Below are 13,726 nucleotides of genomic sequence, written 5' to 3'. Positions count from 1 at the left end.
TGTCTTACACCGCACGTATCGGCGGGTTTCTCCTGCGTCAGTGTCTTGTGGATCATACGCACTCCGAAACAGGCAACAGCCAAGAGTGAACCCGATCCACAGGCACTGATCAACGCAATTATAGCAGAGCTAAGATCATTTCAGTATTTCCGAAAAGGGGTTTTCGGATAGCCTTAGACAGCCGCCCCTTCCGCTCCTTTGGGTGAAAAACCGAAATTTGCCAGAGAGTTACAGCCAGACTCATAAGGTGGCGGGCCATTCTGGACCTATTTAATGGTATGCTCTGGCCCTAACGATCTGCCCGGATTCTCGGCTGATATGCGGACAGAACAACCCATGATATATAAAGACGGCCTGAGCCCCGCGCCGGGCCTCAACCTGATGGAGCATCCCCATGGACGGCAAACTTCGCGACAACGACATTTCTCACGTGGTCGAGGCCGACCGCGCGCATGTCTGGCATCACCTGATTCAGCACGCGCCCTGGAGCGGCACAGACCCCAAGGCGGATCCCCGCATTATCGTCGAGGGGCGCGGCATGCGCGTCTGGGACCAAAAGGGCAAAGAGCATCTCGACGGCGTGTCGGGCGGCGTCTGGACCGTGAACGTGGGTTACGGGCGTGAACGCATCGCCAATGCCGTACGCGACCAGCTCATCAAACTGCCCTATTTCGCAGGTTCCGCAGGCTCGATCCCCGGCGCGCTGTTTTCCGAGAAACTGATCTCGAAAATGCCCGGAATGAGCCGCGTGTATTACACCAACTCCGGCTCCGAGGCGAATGAGAAAGCCTTCAAAATGGTCCGCCAGATCGCGCACAAGCGCTATGGCGGCAAAAAGCACAAGATCCTCTACCGTGACCGCGATTACCACGGCACCACGATTGCCTGTCTCTCGGCGGGCGGTCAGGATCAGCGCAACGCGCAATATGGCCCCTATACCCCCGGTTTCGTGCGCGTGCCGCATTGCCTTGAATACCGCGCGCAATGGGATCTGGAGGGCGAAGAATACGGCATCGCCGCCGCCAACGCGATTGAAGAGGTGATCTTGGCCGAAGGCCCCGACACCATCGGCGCGCTCTGCCTTGAACCCGTGACCGCCGGTGGCGGTGTGATTGTCCCGCCCGTCGGCTACTGGCCCCGCGTGCAAGAGATTTGCCGCAAATACGACATCCTCCTGCACATTGACGAGGTTGTCTGCGGCATCGGGCGCACCGGCACTTGGTTTGGCTATCAGCATTACGGGGTCGAACCCGATTTCGTGACCATGGCCAAGGGCGTGGCCTCGGGCTATGCCGCCATCGCCTGCTGCGTCACCAACGAGCGTGTGTTCGATATGTTCAAGGACGATACCACCGATCCGATGAACTATTTCCGCGACATCTCGACCTTTGGGGGCTGCACCGCTGGTCCGGCAGCGGCGCTGGAGAACATGGCGATCATCGAGGAAGAAGACCTCTTGGGCAATACCGTCGCCATGGGCGATTACATGCTCGATCAACTGGCGGCCCTCAAGGACAAGCACGCCGTCATCGGCGATGTGCGCGGCAAGGGGCTGTTTCTTGGGGCCGAACTGGTTGCTGACCGCGCCACCAAGGAACCGATGGATGAAAAGCGGGTTCAGGCCGTTGTCGCCGATTGCATGGCGCAGGGCGTCATCATCGGGGCCACCAACCGCTCGATTCCCGGCTTCAACAACACGCTGTGCTATTCGCCCGCGTTGATCGCGACCAAGGACGATATCAACCACCTGATCGCCGCAACCGATGCGGCCCTGACCCGCGTGTTTGGCTGATCCAAAACGGGTTTCCCCACCTGACCCGGCACGCACCCGCGTGCCGGGTTTTTTGTTGCGTCCCGCCTTTGCCTTCCCCATGCTGCGGCTCAGGCGCGACTCACCCCGAGGCGCCGGTTGACCCCATAAGGAACCCTTGATGAAACACCTTCTCGCCCCGCTCCTAATTCTCGCCGCCAGCCCCGCTGCGGCGCATCTGCCTGAGGGCGAATACGGCTCTTTCCTCGCGGGTGTGACGCATCCGCTCTTTGGCCTTGATCATGTGCTGGCGATGATCGCCGTCGGCCTCTGGGCTGCGCAAATCGGCGGTCGCGCGCTCTGGACTGTGCCAAGCGCCTTTGTTCTGGCGATGATCGTGGGGTTTCTGGCGGCCATCATCGGTCTGCCCCTGCCGATGGTTGAGCCGATGATCTTGGCCTCCATTATGGCACTTGGCCTTGTCGTGGCGCTCGCCCTGCGCCCCGCGCCGGGGCTGGCGATGGTGCTGGTGGCGGTCTTTGCACTCTTTCACGGTCACGCCCATGGCGGCGAATTGGGGCAGGCGCAGGCGCTGCAATTTGGCGCGGGCTTTGCCATCGCAACGGCCCTTCTGCACGCGGCGGGCCTCGTTATCGCCTTCACCGCGGCGCGCGAAACCCGCCACGCCAGCGCCGTGCCGCTCCGCTTGATGGGCGGGGCCACCGCACTCGCCGGGGCCTATATCGCCTTCATCTGACGCCTTGAAACTGGCGTCAGGTTACTTCTTCCTCAAGATGCAGCTTCATTTCGATCAAAACCTGCTGCAATTGCGTCGTTTCGCGCAATAGCCGCTTGGCTTCGTTCACGGTGATACGCCCATCCGCGATGCTCTGCTGATACTCGGCCATGAGCATCGCGAACCGCTGCGACAGCGCGATCACGTCGCTGTTCACATTTGCCCGCTCCTGCGCGTTGCGCCGCTCTGCGATCAGGCTCAGACTGACGCCGCCCAACTCTGCCAAGGCGCTCGTCACATGCGGATAGCTCGCGGCCGCCTCAAGTGCTGCAACAGTGTCCACCGGCATGAACCTGTCGGCGTGTTCCTCATGGTCTGAATAATAGCGGCCAAGCGTCGCCTTGGACTTGCCCGTCAACTGACAGGCCGCCTCGATTCCTACATCCTTGACCAAGGCTTCGGTGTGCTTTTTCAGGTAACTTCCCGTCGTCGACATACGCTTTCCCCAATAGAGCCCTTGTCCCGAGGGCTACCCTTGCTCAATTTTCCCTTACTGACTTTGCCGCCCGATGTCATTTCCAAACTGATCCAAGGGTTTGCGCCGCCCTTAGCCGCGTTCCACCAGAACCGATCCCACCGAATAGCCCGCGCCGAACGAACAGATCAGCCCTTGGTCGCCGGGCATCAGATCCTCGGAATATTTGGAAAAGGCGATGATTGATCCGGCAGAGGACGTATTGGCATAATCTTGCAGGATATTCGGTTGCTCATGTGCCTCTGGCACCCGGCCCAGCACCTTGCGCCCGATAAAATCATTCATCGCCTTGTTCGCCTGATGCAGCCACAACCGCCGCAGGTCATCCGGTGCAACACCTTCCTCCGCAAGATGCCCCAGAATATGCGCCGAGACCATCGGCAACACCTCCTTGAACACCTTTCGCCCCTCCTGCACAAATTGCATATCCCGGCGGTCGGCCACACCATCGGGGCGCGTTCGGCGCAGAAACCCGTTGTTATTGCGGATATTGTTGGAAAACTGCGTCGCACAGCGCGTCGAACGGATCACAAAATGCGGGCCCTTGGCCTCATCCGCCGCCTCGATCAGAACGGCGGTGCAGACATCGCCAAAAATGAAATGACAGTCGCGGTCGCGCCATTCCAGATGCCCCGAGCAGATTTCAGGGCTGACCACCAGCGCGCGGCGCGCCGATCCCCCCCGGATCATGTCAGCGGCGGCCTGAATCCCGAACGTGGCCGAGGAACAGGCGACATTCATGTCAAAGGCAAATCCGCCCGCGCCCAAAAGCTGCTGAATCTCGATGGCAATGGCCGGGTAGGGCCGCTCGTGGTTCGAGGCAGCGCAAATGATCAGATCCACCTCAGACGCCGCCCGCCCCGCTTGTGCAAGCGCCTGCGCGCAGGCGTCCATCGCCATTTCGGCCATGATCCCCGGTTCGTCATCCCGACGCTGCCGCAACAGCGGGTGCATCACCTCGGGATTTAACACACCGGTCTTGTCCATCACATGCCGCTGCTCGATGCCAGAGGCACTCACGATGAACTCGGGCGAGGATAGCCCCTTGGCTTCGATCTCTCCCGCCGCAATCTCAGACGCATGGCGCGCGTTGAACGCCTCTGCATAGGCGTTAAAGGCTAGGACCAGTTCCTCATTGGTGATCACCTCGGACGGCGTGAACACCCCCGTTCCCGTGATTGCGGGCAAACCCATTCTCATTCTCCTCAAAGATTTGATCAGATCACCTCAGTCCCGCCGCCGGGTCAAGCCCAACGTCGCGCCACCGTCTTGCCGGTTTTGGCGTAATCGCGCTACGGCTCAGTCCTCGCCCTCCACCTGACCGCGCAGCGCCTTGACCTCTCCGCGCTGCTTTTTGGCGGCAAGGCGGCGTTTCTTCGATCCGAGCGTCGGTTTGGTCGCCACCCGCCGCTTGGGCGCGATCAAGGCTTGGCGGATCAGATCGGCCAATCTGTCCCGCACAATCTCGCGGTTGCGGGTCTGGCTGCGGGTCTCGTCGCATTGCAGCACGACCGCCCCTTCTTTGGTCCAGCGTCGCCCGGCCAATCGCCGCAGCCGTGTCTTGACCGGCAAGGGCAGGTTGGGCGACCGCTCGGCCTCGAACCGCAATTCGACAGCGCTCGACACCTTGTTGACATTCTGCCCCCCCGGCCCCGAGGCGCGCATGAACTGCTCGGTCAATTCCCAGTCTTCGATGGCGATCTGATCGGTGATATGCAGCATGATCCCTGCTCCGTGATTCAGCATCCGGCAGGCGCTGCAAACCGGTGCCACGACCTTACAAAATCGAGGGGGGTTTTGTAAGGTCTGTAAGGGGGCTCGCGGCCCGTTCCAATGCCGGATAGCGCAGCCCCAACGTGATGCCGCGCGCCACAAAACTGATCAACAACGCCAGCCACAGGCCGTGATTGCCCATCGACGGGGCCAACACTAGCGCCGCAACGATATAGACCAAAAGGCTCAACGCCATCATGTTGCGCATGTCGCGGGTGCGTGTAGCCCCAATGAAAACCCCATCAAGCATATAGGCCGCCAGCCCAAGAACGGGCGCAAGCGCCATATATATCAAGTATTTACGCGCCTCTAGCTGCACCTCTGGTGCCTTGGCCATCAGGTCGATCAACGCCCCGCCAAAGCTGGCAAAGATGACTGCGAGGGCCACGCAGACCACCACACCCCAGACGCTCGTCAACAGCGCCCCGCGCCGCAAATGGGCCACGGACCGCGCCCCAAACGCCTGTCCCACCAGCGCCTCGGCGGCAAAGGCAAACCCATCTAAGGCATGCGCGGTGATGCTCAGGAACTGCAACAGCACCTGATTTGCCGCCAGCGTGACATCGCCAAAATCGCTGCCCCAAAACAGGAATGAGATGAAAATAATCTGCAACATCAATGATCTAAGAAGAATGTCGCCGTTCACCGACGCCATGTTTTTCAGCCGCTCACGATCAAACACCCGCGGCCAGTCGCACCACGCGGGTACTGCAAAGGCATCGCGGCAAAACCAGAACCCCAGCGCCAGGCCGCCCCATTCTGCAATCACCGTTGCCCGCGCCACGCCCGCAACCCCCCAGTCGAGCCCCAGCACAAACCACAGATCCAAAAGGATATTTATGCCGTTCATGGCAACTTGCAGCAGCAAAACCGCCCGCGTGCGTTCCTGCGCGATCAGCCATCCGGTCATGCCGAACAGCGCAATCATCGCCGGCGCGCTCCAGACCCGGATCGCCATGTACTGCCGGGCAAGGGATTCGACCTCTTCGCTGGCTGGCGAAATCTGAAAAGCGGCCCGGAAAACAGGGACTTGCAGCGCAATGAGCGCGATACCCCCGGCAAAGCCGATCATCAGCGCCCGCGTCAGAAGGGCTGCCACCTCGCCCACCTGTCCCGCCCCTTGGGCCTGACTGGTCAGCCCCGTGGTGCCCATCCGCAAAAAGCCGAAAAGCCAATAAATTCCGGTGATTATGACCGCACCAATGCCCACTGCACCAATCGGTGCTGCCGCGCCCATCTGCCCGACAACGCCAGTATCCACCGCGCCAAGGATGGGCACCGTGGCATTGGAAATCACAATGGGCAGGGCGATTTTCAGAACACGGGCATGCGTGACCGCCCGCGCGACCTCAGCCATCGCGGCGCGGCATCAAGAAATGCCCGGTGGCTTGGGCAAAGGGACGGCTGCGATTGTCCTGCCACGCTTCGACGTGGACGCTGGCATAGCGACGGCCAGAGCGATTGACCTGTGCCCGCGCATAGGCATCACGCGGCAGGCCGGATCTTAGGTAATCCACTGTGAAATCAATGGTTTTTGGCAGTCGGGGCAGCTTGCCGCCGACAATCGCCTCGGGGTCGAACGCACCACTTTCGATCTCTTCCCACAGCATCCCCCAGCTCAATCCGATAATCGCCGTGATCTCTAGAAACGCCGCTGTCGCGCCACCATGCAGCGCGGGCAAAAGGGGGTTGCCAATCAACTTTTCTTCAAACGGCATCACGGCGGTCAACTCATCCCCCCGCCGATCAAACTGCACCCCAAGAAATCCGATATAGGGAACCCCCGCAACCAAGGCTTTCAGCGCCGCATCACGCCGCTGTTTGACAACCTGCACAGGTTCGGGACGGGCACGGGCCATCATTTGCCCTCCACGGTAAAGGTTCCAGTGGCCGTCGCCACCGGGCGCGCCTCATCCTCATCCATCGCACGCGCCCGCACAAACGCCACAGAACGCGTGATATGATAGCATTCCGCATGCGCGCGAATGCGCTGCCCCGGTGTTGCCGGGCGCATATAGTCAATGCGCAGATCAATTGTCGCCGTGCCGCCGGGCGATGCTGGATGGCTCATCGCCGCCGCCCCGCAACAGGTGTCCATCAGGGCCGAAACCGCCCCACCATGGATTACCCCCGTCTCGGGATCGCCAACAAAGCGCGGATCATAGTCCATCTCGATCTCGGCCTGTCCGTCACCCATGGACACGAGCCGCATGCCAAGCGCACGCGCATGCGGCAGGGCCTGCATGAATTGCTGTGCGATTTTGGTTTTGGCGTCGGTCATGGTATCCCTCACGGATCGTGCTGTCGTCTTTATGATCCCTAATCCATACAAGCTGCAAGAGCACCGGTTGCAAGGGCTGCGTCTTGGTCCTAACGTCTGAGCAACAGGAGGGCTTGCCATGTCGGATAAGAAACTATCCTTCAAGGAGATGTGTGCGACCTATGATGTTACACCGCGCACCCTGCGATATTACGAATACATCGAGCTTTTGGAGCCAGAGCGCGACGGGCGCGCACGGTATTACGGCCCGCGTGAATGCGCGCGCATGACGCTGATCCTGCGCGGCCGCAAATTCGGATTTGCCTTGGAAGAGATTCGGCAATGGCTTTTGATCTACGAGAAAGAAGGCACTGATGCGCAGATGCGCAGCTGGATTGAATTGGCCGATCGTCAGCTTGCGGGACTGGCCGAACAACGTCGTCAGATTGACGAAGCGATGGCCGAATTGAAGAAATTGCGCGACGACACCGCCGCGAGCCTTGGCTGAGCGGGTGACGTTGGGGCAAGAATATTTCCACTTTGCCCCGCTTACCTTGCCTTATCTTACGTCAACTTGAAAGTGACGCGACGTAGTGGTTACGTAAAGCCATCCGGCTGTTGTAACCATACTCCATGATCCGCAGATTGTCGGCAAATGTGCTGTGACATGGGTAAACTGATGACCGACGATATGATGACCATTCGCCAGATGTGTGAAGCGTTCGATGTAACGCCCCGCACTCTACGCTTCTACGAGGCCAAAGAACTGCTCTCGCCCCGCCGGGTTGGGCAGAAACGGCTCTTTACCCGGCGCGACCGGGCGCGGCTGAAACTGATCCAACGCGGCAAGCGTTTCGGGTTCAGCCTCGAGGACCTGCGCCAGTTGCTCGACCTCTACGACAAAGGGGATCAGCAACACAGCCAGATTGCCCGCGCCTATGATGTGGCACGGATGCGTCTGGCCGAAATGGAGAAACAGCGCGACGAGCTGGAGGCTGCAATCTCTGAGCTGCGCGAACAGATGACATGGGGCGAGCGTATGCTGGCCTCGCTCAAGACTAGCCAAAAAGCCGCCGAGTAATCCGGTCCGGCACCTGTTTTAGGGAGAGAGACATATGCCAAGCTACACCGCCCCCACCCGCGACATGCAATTCGTGTTGCACGAGGTGCTGAACGTGTCTGAGCAGACCACGCCCGGCTATGCCGAGCTTGAGCCCGACTTTACCAAGGCTGTGTTGGAAGAGGCGGGCAAGATTGCCTCTGAGGTGCTGATGCCGCTCAACGCCGTGGGCGATACCGAGGGTTGCGTGTTGGAAAACGGTGTGGTGCGCACGCCCAAAGGGTTCAAAGAGGCGTTTGAGCAGATGAAAGAGGGCGGCTGGACCGCGCTCGACCTGCCCGAGGAATTCGGTGGGCAATACATGCCCTATATCCTTGGCACAGCAGTGGGCGAGATGTTCTCGGCCGCCAATCAGGCCTTTACCATGTATCAAGGTCTGACCCACGGCGCGGCCTCTGCGATCCTTGTGCATGGGTCCGAGGATCAAAAGGCCACCTACCTGCCGAAAATGGCCAATTGCGAGTGGACCGGCACCATGAACCTGACCGAGCCGCATTGCGGCACCGATCTGGGCCTGATGCGCACCAAGGCCGAGCCGCAGGGCGATGGCAGCTACAAGCTCACCGGACAGAAGATCTTTATCTCGTCGGGCGAGCATGACATGGCCGACAACATCATCCATCTGGTGCTTGCCAAAATCCCTGGCGGCCCCGAGGGGATCAAAGGCGTGTCGCTTTTCATCGTGCCGAAATTCATTGTCAAAGAAGACGGTAGCCTTGGCGACCGCAATGGCGTGACTTGCGGCAAGATCGAAGAAAAAATGGGGATTCATGGCAACTCCACCTGCGTGATGAACTATGACGGGGCGACCGGTTGGCTCTTGGGGGAAGAGCACAAGGGCATGCGCGCCATGTTCACCATGATGAACGAGGCGCGGATCGGTGTGGGCATGCAGGGTCTTGCACAGGCCGAGGTCGCCTATCAAAACGCACTCGCCTATGCCAAGGACCGGCTTCAGGGCCGTGCGGTGACCGGCACGGAAAACCCCAATGGCCCGGCCGATCCGCTGATCGTGCATCCTGACATCCGTCGCTCGCTGATGGATCAAAAGAGCTTTATCGAGGGCGCGCGCGCTTTCATGCTCTGGGGCGCGGAGCTGATCGACCGCTCGCATCGTGGCAATGACGCCGCTGCCGAAGGTCTGATTTCGCTGATGACGCCGGTGATCAAGGGCTTTCTCACCGATGAAGGCTATGACATGACCGTGCTCGCGCAGCAGATTTACGGCGGCCACGGCTATATCGAGGAATGGGGCATGTCGCAATTCACCCGCGACGCCCGCATCGCCATGATTTACGAAGGTGCCAACGGCGTTCAGGCGCTCGATCTGGTGGGGCGCAAGCTCGCGCAGGATGGCGGCAAGCATGTCATGGCCTTCTTCGAACTGGTCAAAACCTTCCTCAAGGAAAACGAAGGCAATGAGGCGCTGAAGGCTGATTTCCTCGATCCACTCAAGGCGGCCTCTAAGGACCTGCAAGCCTCGGCCATGTTCTTCATGCAGAATGGGATGAAGAACCCCAACGCGGCGCTGTCCGGCTCTTATGACTTCATGCACCTCTTTGGCCATGTCTGCCTTGGCCTGATGTGGGCAAGGATGGCGAAATCGGCCCACGCTGCGCTAGAGGCGGGAACGTCGGACGAGGCGTTTTACAAGACCAAGCTGGCGACCGGCCGCTTCTACATGAAGCGCCGCCTGCCTGCGACGGCCCTGCATCTGGCACGCATCCAGAGCGGTGCTGATACGGTCATGGCCTTGGAGGCCGAAGCGTTCTGAGGAGAGACTGCTAGGGGAGGAGGGACAGATGCCGAAACGCTTTCGCCTCACGCGCCGCTTCAACGCGGCGATGACCGAGGATGGCTACCGCCGCCTGCGCCGCTTTGCGCAGGACTCGGGGCTCGACGAGGGCGAGGCACTGTCCTTTCTCTTCGAGAATTTCGACAGCGTGATCAATGAAGAAACCTTTGCGCATCGCCTCAGGCTCTTCAATTCCGAGCTTGAGGCTCGAAAGAAATAGCAATGGGTTTTATCGTAATCGGTGCAGGGATACCCATTCTGGCGGCTCTTCTGTTCGGGCGCTTTAACGCTCGCACCGCACCATTTGTTATCGCCGGAGTGCTTTTAGGACCACTTGCGCTCGTTATTATTTTGCTCGGCTTTGAGTTCATCATCCAGTGGGGCGCCGAATGCAGAATGGAGCCGTCTGGCGCACTAACTTGTGGAGAATTTCTCGGCCAATGGCCGGTTAACGGCAGAGCAAGAGGGTTCGTAGGCACGGGTTATGCGGCGGGTTTTGCAATCCTTTGGGCCACTATTGGACTTGTCCTGCTTTTTGCTGCGGGCATCGCAACGGCGATAATCAGGAGGTTTTGGTAACTCAAATGACCCAGACATCAGCCTGGATGACAGACGAGCATCAGATGCTCTCCGAAATGACGGCCAGATTCATCACCGATGAATGGCGGCCGCATTTCGCCCGTTGGCGCAAGGCGGGGATCATGGACCGCGACTGCTGGCTCGAGGCGGGGGCTTTGGGCCTGCTCTGCACCTCTATCCCCGAGGAATACGGCGGGGCTGGCGGCGATTTCGGCCACGAGGCCGTAATCTGCATCGAACAGGGCCGCGCCAATCTGGCAAGCTGGGGAAATCCCATCCATTCCGGCATCGTCGCGCATTATATCCTCGCCTATGGCTCAGAGGCGCAGAAGCAGAAATGGCTACCCAAAATGGTGTCGGGCGAGATGGTCGGTGCGCTTGCCATGACAGAGCCGGGTGCCGGATCGGATGTGCAGGGCATCAAGACCCGCGCCATTCGGGACGGCAACGCCTATCGTCTTACGGGACAAAAGACCTTTATCACCAACGGCCAGCATGCCGAACTGATCATCGTTGCGGCCAAGACCGACCCCAAGGAAGGGGCCAAGGGCATCTCCTTGGTGGTTGTGGAAACCGAAGGCGCGCAGGGCTTTGCGCGCGGGCGCAATCTCGAAAAGGTCGGGATGCATGCGGGGGATACGTCCGAGTTGTTTTTCGACAATGTCGAAATCCCGCCGGAGAACATCCTTGGCGGCGAAGAAGGGCGCGGGTTTTATCAGATGATGCAGCAACTGCCACAAGAGCGGCTCATCATCGCCTGTGGCGCGCAGGGGGCGATGGAGGGTGCGGTGGAACGCACCATCACCTATTGCAAGGAACGCGAGGCCTTTGGCGGTCCGATCCTGCAATTCCAGAACACCCGTTTCAAATTGGCGGAATGCCAGACCAAAACCGCCGTCTGCCGTGCTTTCTTAGATTCCTGCATCACGGAACACATGCGCGGCGACCTTAGCGTTGAAAAGGCTGCGATGGCGAAATACTGGCTGACCGATACTCAGGGCGAGGTGCTGGATGAGTGCCTGCAACTGCATGGCGGCTATGGCTATATGCAGGAATATGACATCGCCGAAATGTGGGCAGATGCCCGCGTACAACGCATCTACGGCGGCACCAACGAGATCATGAAAGAACTGATCGCGAGGGCGCTGTGAGGATTGGGGCGGCGGTCAGCATGGCACAGTCGCAGCCGGGGGTTTCACACCCCCGGACCCCCGTGGAGTATTTCAGCCATGATGAACCACGGGCCGCGCTTTCACTGTTCCCAGAATATTCAAATCCAACGCCCGACATGGGCGAAACGCCGGGAGGGCACATATGACCATCAACCTCTACTGCTTTGGCGAGAGCGGCAATGCCTACAAGGCGGCGCTGGCGCTTGAGCTTTCCGGTCTCGACTGGACGCCGGTCTATGTCGATTTCTTCGGCGGCGAGACGCGGCAGCCCGCCTTCCGTGAGATCAACGTCATGGGCGAGGCACCTGTGCTGGTCGATGGCGACGTGACCCTGAGCCAATCGGGCGTCATGCAGATGTATATCACCGAGAAGACCGGAAAATTTGGCGGCACCACACCGGAAGAGGCGCGTGAGGTGATGCGCTGGATGTTCTGGGACAACCACAAATTTAGCAGCCCCATCGGCATGACCCGTTTCCTCATGAACTTCTTGCCTGAGGACAAGCGCCCCGAAGGCGTGATCCCCTTTACCCAAGCCCGGCTCAAGGCGGCCTATACAACGCTCGACACGCACCTTGCGGGGCGCGACTGGATCGTTGGGGAGGCGCTGAGCAATGCGGATTTGAGCTGTTGCAGCTACCTTTACTATCCAGAGCCCTTCGGTTTTGACCGCCCGGATTGGCCCAATATCGACCGGTGGCTGGACAACATCAGCGCCACGCCCGGCTGGAAACACCCCTATGACCTGATGCCCGGCAGCCCCGCTGACCGCGCCTGAAAGAAGGAGACCGATATGTCTGACGCCTATATCTACGACACCCTGCGCACCCCACGAGGCAAGGGCCGCAAAGATGGCGCGCTGCACGAGGTGACGGCTGCGCGCCTAAGCGCACAGGTGCTCAATGCGCTGAAATCCCGCAACGGTCTTGATGGTCACGCCGTCGAGGATGTGATCTGGGGCAATGTCACGCAGGTGATGGAGCAGGGTGGTTGCCTTGCGCGGACTGCCGTTCTCGCCTCTGATCTGGACGAGAGCATCCCCGGCCTTGCCATCAACCGCTTTTGCGCCTCTGGCATGGAGGCGGTGAACCTTGCCGCCAACCAGATCAAGGGCGGGGCCGGTGAGGCCTATATCGCTGGCGGGGTCGAGATGATGGGCCGCGTTGCCATGGGCAGCGACGGGGCGGCGATTGCCGTGGACCCGTCGATTGCGATGGACACCTATTTCGTGCCGCAAGGCATCAGTGCCGATATCATCGCAACCGAATATGGCTTTACCCGTGACGAGGCAGATGCGCTTGCCATGGAATCCCAACGCCGGGCCAAAGCGGCCTGGGATGACAATCGCTTTGCGAAATCCATCATCGAGGTGCAGGATCAGAACGGTCTGACCATTCTTGACCATGATGAGTATATGCGCCCGGGCACCGATATGCAGACACTGGGCGCGCTCACCCCGGCCTTTCAGGCGATGGGCGAGGTGATGCCGGGCTTTGATACGATCGCCAAGATGAAATATCCCCATCTGGAGCGGATCAATCATATTCACCACGCGGGCAATTCATCCGGCATCGTCGATGGCGCGGCAGGGGTGCTGATCGGGTCCAAGGAATTTGGCGAGAAATGGGGCCTTAAGCCGCGCGCGCGGATCGTGCAGACCTGCAAGATCGGCACGGACCCAACGATCATGCTGACCGGCCCCGTACCGGCCACGCAGAAAATTCTTGCCGACAGTGGCATGTCGATTTCCGACATCGAGCTTTTCGAGGTGAACGAGGCCTTTGCATCGGTGGTTCTGCGTTTTCAGCAGGCGTTCAATGTCGATCCAAACCTTGTGAACGTAAACGGTGGATCCATCGCCATGGGCCATCCGCTGGGGGCGACGGGCGCGATCATCATCGGCACGCTGCTGGATGAGTTGGAGCGCACGGGCAAGGGCACCGGCCTTGCCACGCTTTGCATCGCCTCTGGCATGGGTGCCGCCACCATCATCGAACGCGTGTAAG

Annotated in this window: 16 protein-coding genes; 10 read left to right on the top strand and 6 right to left on the bottom strand. The window is 60.0% G+C overall.

What is annotated here, in order from left to right:
* Positions 1 to 394: 394 nt before the first annotated feature.
* Entirely contained in the window at positions 395 to 1,792 is a 1,398-nt protein-coding gene (locus RAK1035_RS03910; RefSeq protein WP_008279625.1) for an aminotransferase family protein, read from the top strand.
* A gap of 139 nt (positions 1,793 to 1,931) precedes the next feature.
* The gene (locus tag RAK1035_RS03905; RefSeq protein ID WP_008279624.1) at positions 1,932 to 2,507 is read left to right on the top strand and encodes a HupE/UreJ family protein; all 576 of its coding nucleotides are present in this window, start codon (positions 1,932 to 1,934) and stop codon (positions 2,505 to 2,507) included.
* A gap of 16 nt (positions 2,508 to 2,523) precedes the next feature.
* On the opposite strand, the gene RAK1035_RS03900 is transcribed toward RAK1035_RS03905, so the two are convergent.
* From RAK1035_RS03900 to RAK1035_RS03875, 6 genes are all read right to left on the bottom strand, one after another.
* Positions 2,524 to 2,982 carry a phage regulatory CII family protein gene (locus RAK1035_RS03900; protein ID WP_008279623.1) on the bottom strand — a complete coding sequence of 153 codons (459 nt, stop codon included), beginning with the start codon at positions 2,980 to 2,982 and terminating at the stop codon, positions 2,524 to 2,526.
* A gap of 111 nt (positions 2,983 to 3,093) precedes the next feature.
* Positions 3,094 to 4,215, bottom strand: coding sequence for a beta-ketoacyl-ACP synthase III (locus RAK1035_RS03895; protein WP_008279622.1), 1,122 nt, complete (start codon positions 4,213 to 4,215; stop codon positions 3,094 to 3,096).
* Between the two features lie 105 nt (positions 4,216 to 4,320).
* Positions 4,321 to 4,743, bottom strand: coding sequence for an alternative ribosome rescue aminoacyl-tRNA hydrolase ArfB (gene arfB / locus RAK1035_RS03890; protein WP_037296848.1), 423 nt, complete (start codon positions 4,741 to 4,743; stop codon positions 4,321 to 4,323).
* A gap of 55 nt (positions 4,744 to 4,798) precedes the next feature.
* Positions 4,799 to 6,151 carry an MATE family efflux transporter gene (locus RAK1035_RS03885; RefSeq protein ID WP_008279620.1) on the bottom strand — a complete coding sequence of 451 codons (1,353 nt, stop codon included), beginning with the start codon at positions 6,149 to 6,151 and terminating at the stop codon, positions 4,799 to 4,801.
* On the bottom strand, positions 6,144 to 6,653 hold the full coding sequence (locus RAK1035_RS03880; RefSeq protein WP_037296845.1) for a PaaI family thioesterase: 510 nt from the start codon (positions 6,651 to 6,653) through the stop codon (positions 6,144 to 6,146). The genes RAK1035_RS03885 and RAK1035_RS03880 overlap by 8 nt, the downstream gene beginning before the upstream one ends.
* Complete coding sequence (locus tag RAK1035_RS03875; RefSeq protein ID WP_008279618.1) at positions 6,653 to 7,075, bottom strand: PaaI family thioesterase; 423 nt, start codon at positions 7,073 to 7,075, stop codon at positions 6,653 to 6,655. The genes RAK1035_RS03880 and RAK1035_RS03875 overlap by 1 nt, the downstream gene beginning before the upstream one ends.
* 118 nt (positions 7,076 to 7,193) lie before the next feature.
* Between RAK1035_RS03875 and RAK1035_RS03870 the strand changes: the two genes are divergently transcribed.
* From RAK1035_RS03870 to RAK1035_RS03835, 8 genes are all read left to right on the top strand, one after another.
* Positions 7,194 to 7,562, top strand: coding sequence for a MerR family transcriptional regulator (locus RAK1035_RS03870; RefSeq protein WP_008279617.1), 369 nt, complete (start codon positions 7,194 to 7,196; stop codon positions 7,560 to 7,562).
* A gap of 171 nt (positions 7,563 to 7,733) precedes the next feature.
* Positions 7,734 to 8,135 carry a MerR family transcriptional regulator gene (locus RAK1035_RS03865; protein WP_037296838.1) on the top strand — a complete coding sequence of 134 codons (402 nt, stop codon included), beginning with the start codon at positions 7,734 to 7,736 and terminating at the stop codon, positions 8,133 to 8,135.
* Positions 8,136 to 8,169: 34 nt separating this feature from the next.
* Positions 8,170 to 9,948, top strand: a complete 1,779-nt coding sequence (locus RAK1035_RS03860) for an acyl-CoA dehydrogenase C-terminal domain-containing protein (protein ID WP_008279614.1) — start codon at positions 8,170 to 8,172, stop codon at positions 9,946 to 9,948.
* Between the two features lie 28 nt (positions 9,949 to 9,976).
* Positions 9,977 to 10,189 carry a hypothetical protein gene (locus RAK1035_RS03855; protein WP_008279613.1) on the top strand — a complete coding sequence of 71 codons (213 nt, stop codon included), beginning with the start codon at positions 9,977 to 9,979 and terminating at the stop codon, positions 10,187 to 10,189.
* Positions 10,190 to 10,191: 2 nt separating this feature from the next.
* Positions 10,192 to 10,548 (top strand): hypothetical protein, encoded by a 357-nt coding sequence (locus RAK1035_RS03850; RefSeq protein ID WP_008279612.1) that lies wholly within the window; start codon positions 10,192 to 10,194, stop codon positions 10,546 to 10,548.
* Between the two features lie 5 nt (positions 10,549 to 10,553).
* Positions 10,554 to 11,699 (top strand): acyl-CoA dehydrogenase family protein, encoded by a 1,146-nt coding sequence (locus RAK1035_RS03845; RefSeq protein WP_008279611.1) that lies wholly within the window; start codon positions 10,554 to 10,556, stop codon positions 11,697 to 11,699.
* Between the two features lie 163 nt (positions 11,700 to 11,862).
* Positions 11,863 to 12,498, top strand: coding sequence for a glutathione S-transferase family protein (locus tag RAK1035_RS03840; RefSeq protein ID WP_008279610.1), 636 nt, complete (start codon positions 11,863 to 11,865; stop codon positions 12,496 to 12,498).
* 15 nt (positions 12,499 to 12,513) lie between these two features.
* Positions 12,514 to 13,725, top strand: a complete 1,212-nt coding sequence (locus tag RAK1035_RS03835) for an acetyl-CoA C-acetyltransferase (protein ID WP_008279609.1) — start codon at positions 12,514 to 12,516, stop codon at positions 13,723 to 13,725.
* Position 13,726: the final 1 nt, after the last annotated feature.

Origin of the sequence: Roseovarius sp. AK1035, from assembly GCF_003288315.1 — a bacterium.
Classification (GTDB): Bacteria; Pseudomonadota; Alphaproteobacteria; order Rhodobacterales; family Rhodobacteraceae; genus Roseovarius; species Roseovarius mucosus_A.
The sequence above is the reverse complement of the archived record's forward strand: the minus strand, read 5'-3'. Positions and strand labels throughout refer to the sequence as shown.

Bases quoted from the DNA above. Each gene is read 5' to 3' on its own strand.
- RAK1035_RS03870 (WP_008279617.1), top strand. From the start codon at position 7,194: ATGTCGGATAAGAAACTATCCTTCAAGGAGATGTGTGCGACCTATGAT.
- RAK1035_RS03850 (WP_008279612.1), top strand. From the start codon at position 10,192: ATGGGTTTTATCGTAATCGGTGCAGGGATACCCATTCTGGCGGCTCTT.
- RAK1035_RS03910 (WP_008279625.1), top strand. From the start codon at position 395: ATGGACGGCAAACTTCGCGACAACGACATTTCTCACGTGGTCGAGGCC.
- RAK1035_RS03855 (WP_008279613.1), top strand. From the start codon at position 9,977: ATGCCGAAACGCTTTCGCCTCACGCGCCGCTTCAACGCGGCGATGACC.
- RAK1035_RS03860 (WP_008279614.1), top strand. From the start codon at position 8,170: ATGCCAAGCTACACCGCCCCCACCCGCGACATGCAATTCGTGTTGCAC.
- RAK1035_RS03885 (WP_008279620.1), bottom strand. From the start codon at position 6,151: ATGGCTGAGGTCGCGCGGGCGGTCACGCATGCCCGTGTTCTGAAAATC.
- RAK1035_RS03865 (WP_037296838.1), top strand. From the start codon at position 7,734: ATGACCGACGATATGATGACCATTCGCCAGATGTGTGAAGCGTTCGAT.
- arfB (WP_037296848.1), bottom strand. From the start codon at position 4,743: ATGCTGCATATCACCGATCAGATCGCCATCGAAGACTGGGAATTGACC.
- RAK1035_RS03845 (WP_008279611.1), top strand. From the start codon at position 10,554: ATGACCCAGACATCAGCCTGGATGACAGACGAGCATCAGATGCTCTCC.
- RAK1035_RS03905 (WP_008279624.1), top strand. From the start codon at position 1,932: ATGAAACACCTTCTCGCCCCGCTCCTAATTCTCGCCGCCAGCCCCGCT.
- RAK1035_RS03900 (WP_008279623.1), bottom strand. From the start codon at position 2,982: ATGTCGACGACGGGAAGTTACCTGAAAAAGCACACCGAAGCCTTGGTC.
- RAK1035_RS03835 (WP_008279609.1), top strand. From the start codon at position 12,514: ATGTCTGACGCCTATATCTACGACACCCTGCGCACCCCACGAGGCAAG.
- RAK1035_RS03840 (WP_008279610.1), top strand. From the start codon at position 11,863: ATGACCATCAACCTCTACTGCTTTGGCGAGAGCGGCAATGCCTACAAG.
- RAK1035_RS03895 (WP_008279622.1), bottom strand. From the start codon at position 4,215: ATGGGTTTGCCCGCAATCACGGGAACGGGGGTGTTCACGCCGTCCGAG.
- RAK1035_RS03880 (WP_037296845.1), bottom strand. From the start codon at position 6,653: ATGGCCCGTGCCCGTCCCGAACCTGTGCAGGTTGTCAAACAGCGGCGT.
- RAK1035_RS03875 (WP_008279618.1), bottom strand. From the start codon at position 7,075: ATGACCGACGCCAAAACCAAAATCGCACAGCAATTCATGCAGGCCCTG.